We start from the raw sequence: 3,295 nt of genomic DNA on the forward strand, positions 1-3,295 counted from the left end.
GATGTCGCTTCATCCAAAATCAAAATTTTAGGATCAGCTAGAAGGGCACGCGCAATAGTCAACAACTGCTTCTGTCCCAAAGAGATATTGCTAGACTCTTGGTTCATCTCCATATTGTAGCCCCCTGGAAGCGTCCGGATAAAGTGGTCTACATTAGCAGCTTTGGCAGCGGCGACAATCTCTTCATCTGTCGCGTCCAAGTTACCAAAGCGCAGATTTTCTTTAATGGTCCCTTCATAAAGCCAAGCATCCTGAAGAACCATCCCAAACTGCTTGCGATAATCTTGGCGAGATAGATCGCGGATATCATGTCCATCTACCGTAATAGCCCCCTTACTCACGTCATAGAAACGCATAAGCAGATTGATGAGCGTGGTTTTCCCTGCACCTGTTGGTCCGACAATAGCCACCATCTCACCTGGATTGACCTCAAGATTAAAGTCACGGATCAATGGCTTATCTTCCACATATTGGAAGTCCACATGGTTAAAGCTAACCTGTCCAGTCAATTCCTTATCCAGAGCTTCATTTTTACCGAGTACTTCATCTGGTTCATCAAGGACTTGGAAGACACGATCCAGTGAAGATTTGGCACTTTGCAAGGTTCCAGCCAACTGGCTCAAATTTTGAATAGGCTGATTGATCTGCCAGACATACTGGACAAAAGCCTGCATGTTCCCAACTGTCAGACGATCGGCAAGAACTTGAATGGCTCCGACAACTGCGACCAAAAGATAGGTCAAATCAGAGATTGCATTCAGAATAGGCATCATCAGTCCAGAAATAAAATTCGCTTTAAATCCAACTTGCTGGAGTCGACGGGTAATGTCACGGAAGTCTTCTTGCGATGATTCTTCCCGTACATAGAGTTTTAAAACGTTGAAGCCGCTCAAATTTTCCTGAACAAAACCATTTAGAGCTCCAAGGACATCAGCCTGCTCCTTAAAGTAAGGCTGGGATTTCTTCATAATCAACTGGGCACCGAAGAAGGTGATCGGGATAGAAGCAATCACGATTAGACCCAAAGTGAGGTTGAGATAGAGCACCATAGCGATGACCAAGCTTAAGGTGAAAATGGCATTCACAATTTGAAGGAAGGACTGCTGCAAGGCATTAGAAACAGTTTCGACATCGCTGGTAAAGCGACCAAGAAGATCTCCGAATTGGTGCTGATCAAAGTAAGAAACAGGGATGCGATTGATTTTTTCAGATAGGTCATTACGCATATCCTCAATCATACTTTGGACGGCATTGGTCATGAAATAGTTGGAATAATAAGATCCAAGCTCATACAAAACTCCCCGGAAGAGATAGACAATCATGGCCCAACCAACATAGCCAGCATTAATCTCAGCTCCTGCTACTCCTCTAGCCATATCTGTCAGGTTAGCGGTCAATTCCGTAATAGCGAGTCCAAGAATATAGGGCTCAATGACACTCATAACCACACTCAGAATCTTTAGGAGTATAGCGAAAATAACGGCAAAACGATAAGCTCTTAGATAGCCCCAAAGACGTACAAAACTGGAACGTTTTTCTTTCATTTTCTCCTCCCTCCTATTCTTCTGTTAATGATTGATTGTTCAACTGAGAGCGAGCAATCTCACTGTAAATTTCATTGGTTGCTAGGAGTTCCTCGTGGGTTCCACGACCGACGATTTCTCCATGATCCAAGACGATGATTTGATCCGCATCCATAATGGTCCCAACCCGCTGGGCTACGATCAAGACGGTCGCATCTCCTGTTACTTCCTTGAGATGTTTTCTCAGTGTAGCATCTGTCTTGTAGTCAAGAGCCGAGAAGGAATCATCAAAGATATAGATATCCGGCTCTTTAACAACTGCACGCGCAATGGATAAACGTTGTTTCTGCCCACCAGAAAGGTTGCTCCCTCCTTCAGCTAGATGCGTGTCGAACTGCTCTTCCTTGCTTTCGATAAACTCTTTAGCTTGGGCCACATCTGCCACCTTGTCTAGCTCCTCAATGCTGGCATCTTCTTTTCCGTAACGAAGGTTTTCGGCAATAGTCCCCGTGAAGAGTAAGGCCTTCTGTGGGATGAATCCGATCTTGTGGCGCAAGGCTTTAACATTGAAATCACGCACATCTACACCATCCACTAAGATTTTCCCTAAGGTCACATCATAGAATCGAGGAATGAGCTGGACCAGAGAGGATTTCCCAGAACCAGTCGATCCGATAAAGGCAATGGTTTCCCCCGGCTTAGCTTTAAAGGAAATATTATGAAGAACTGGACTCTCTGTCTCACCAGGATAGGCGAAGGTAACATTGTCAAACTCCAAATAACCCTTGGTTTCTGTCTCTGTAACCCCATTTTGATTTGGATCGATAGAAATCGGCATGTCCATGATTTCTTTCAAACGATGACTAGAGACAGCTGTCCGTGGATACATGGTAAAGAGATTAGCTAGGAATAGGAAAGAAAGCAAGGCATGGAAACTGTATTCGATAAAGGCGACAAGATTCCCGATTTCTAAACTGCCATCCCCTAGAGGATCCAAGGCGAACCACACAATAGCTACAATCATGGCGATGATGATTTGGACAAAGAGTGGCTCCGTCAAGCCTGTCAATTTAAAAAGTCTATTGGAGTTGTCCGCATAGATTGCATTAGCTTGGCCAAATTTTTCTTCTTGGAATTCTTCGCGCGCAAAAGCACGAATCACCCGAAGTCCCGTAAGGTTTTCGCGCGCATATTGATTGAGCTTATCCAGGGTTTCCTGCTGCTTCTCTGACAAAGGTTTGGTCTTGATAGCTACATACCAGACGACCACGGCCAAAAATGGCATTGAAATCGCCACAATCCAAGCAAGAGATGGACTCGTCTGTAAAATCAAAAGAATACTGGACAGCATCATGATAGGGGTAATGACACCAAGCTTCAATATCTGATCAGAAAACTGCATCAAGACGAAGGCATCGGACGTCATCCGCGTCACCAAGGAAGAAACCCCAATCTTCTCATACTCGTGGTGGGAATATTCCTGAAGTTTCTCATAGAGGTCATTTCGCATATCCATGACCAGGGTTGTAGTGATCTTCCCAACGGCATAGGCCAGAGCGATGCGACCGAGAATCCCGACGATGATCACACCGAACATAACCCATGCCCAAAAATAAACCCGCTCCACATCTCTCGGATTGATCCCCTCATCAATCATACGAGCTAGAACAGTTGGCAAACCGAGATTGACAATCACAAAAAAGATGGCTGCTGTAACATTCAAACACAACCATTTTGGATATTTTCTCAAATAGGACCAAATATATCCCATA

General features: G+C 44.6%; 2 protein-coding genes. Both read right to left on the reverse strand.

Annotated features, from left to right (window positions below; translation table 11 throughout):
• The coding region (locus QZ158_RS08105; RefSeq protein ID WP_293887470.1) for an ABC transporter ATP-binding protein at positions 1-1,544 on the reverse strand (1,544 nt) is incomplete at its 3' end.
• 13 nt (positions 1,545-1,557) lie between these two features.
• Complete coding sequence (locus QZ158_RS08110; RefSeq protein WP_293887472.1) at positions 1,558-3,294, reverse strand: ABC transporter ATP-binding protein; 1,737 nt, start codon at positions 3,292-3,294, stop codon at positions 1,558-1,560.
• Between the last annotated feature and the right edge of the window lies 1 nt (position 3,295).

It is taken from the genome of Streptococcus sp. A12, assembly GCF_905372335.1.
Taxonomy (GTDB): domain Bacteria; phylum Bacillota; class Bacilli; order Lactobacillales; family Streptococcaceae; genus Streptococcus.